The organism is Kitasatospora sp. NPDC057015 (assembly GCF_042673745.1).
GTDB lineage: Bacteria > Actinomycetota > Actinomycetes > Streptomycetales > Streptomycetaceae > Kitasatospora.
This window is the reverse complement of the sequence record NZ_JBHUSG010000162.1, coordinates 1-1,085: the sequence shown is the minus strand read 5'-3', so window position 1 is coordinate 1,085 and position 1,085 is coordinate 1. Positions and strand designations below refer to the sequence as shown.

Annotated in this window: 1 protein-coding gene and 1 pseudogene; both read right to left on the bottom strand. The window is 70.0% G+C overall.

All coding sequences use genetic code 11. From position 1 onward, the window contains the following. Positions 1-555 (bottom strand): alpha/beta fold hydrolase (locus ACFTWP_RS41880; protein ID WP_380270418.1); only part of this gene is annotated, 555 nt, incomplete at its 3' end. A gap of 290 nt (positions 556-845) precedes the next feature. Then, positions 846-1,085 (bottom strand): annotated as a pseudogene (locus ACFTWP_RS41875) (hypothetical protein); the annotation flags it as partial.

Sequence of the window (1,085 nt, the reverse complement as noted above, 5' to 3'; positions counted from 1 at the left end):
CCGCAGCACGCTCGCCCGCGCGTCCCGCGCCAACTCGGCGTCCGCCACGCCCGGCTGCTGCAGGTAGTTCATGTAGAAGCCCGGGCCCAGCGCGTGCGTCATCCCCGCCACCGCACTCATCGGACCACGCGGGAAGTAGGGCAGCCCCAACGAGACGACGCCCCGCACCCGGTCGGGCCGCAACAGCGCGGTGTTCCACGCCACCTGGGAGCCCCAGTCGTGCCCGACCAGCACCGCCTGCTCCTCGCCGAGCGCGTCCAGCAACCCGACCACGTCACCGACCAGGTGCAGCTGCGAGTACTGCTCGACCGCCTCCGGACGATCCGTCCGCCCGTACCCGCGCTGGTCGGGAGCAACGACCCGGTACCCGGCCGCCACCAGAGCCGAGAACTGGTGCCGCCAGGAATACCACGTCTCCGGAAAGCCGTGCAGCAGCACGACCAACGGCCCCTCACCCTGCTCCGCGACATGCATCCGAATACCGTTCGTCTCCACGAACCGGTGACCGACCTCAGCGCTCACGCCGTCGTTCGCGGCCAACTGCTGGTCGTTCATGGCACACCCCTCCTGTCTGTGGGAAACCGGCTTCACACCAAGCTCCCACCGCGACGGAGTCCGCCACTACTCCCTCCGTGCTCACACGCGGACCACTCGCCCGACCGGGGAGCCGGCCGAGGAGGGCGACAACACCCCGCGGCAGGTCACTTCGGCGTCGGAAGGCGGCACGACCCCGGCTGTACGTGGTCGAGAGCGGGTCGTCGAACACGGAAGCACGGTGGTGACGGGACGGGGGGTCCGCCACCACCGTGCCGCTCAAGGGGAGAAGCGGTCCGAGAGAGGTCCTGCTACGCCGGCTCGGGCACCGACTGCGCGGCGGCCGCCGACGACTCCTCGACCACCGGCGGCTTCAGGAAACTCGTCCCCCACGCCACCGCGATCGTGATCACGGCGAAGATCAGACCCGTGATCACCGGAGTCGACGCACTGTAGTTGTCGATCGCCACACCACCCGCGAACGCACCCACCGCGATACCCACGTTGGCCGCCGAAACCGGCAGCGACTGCGCCAACTGACCACCCGGACC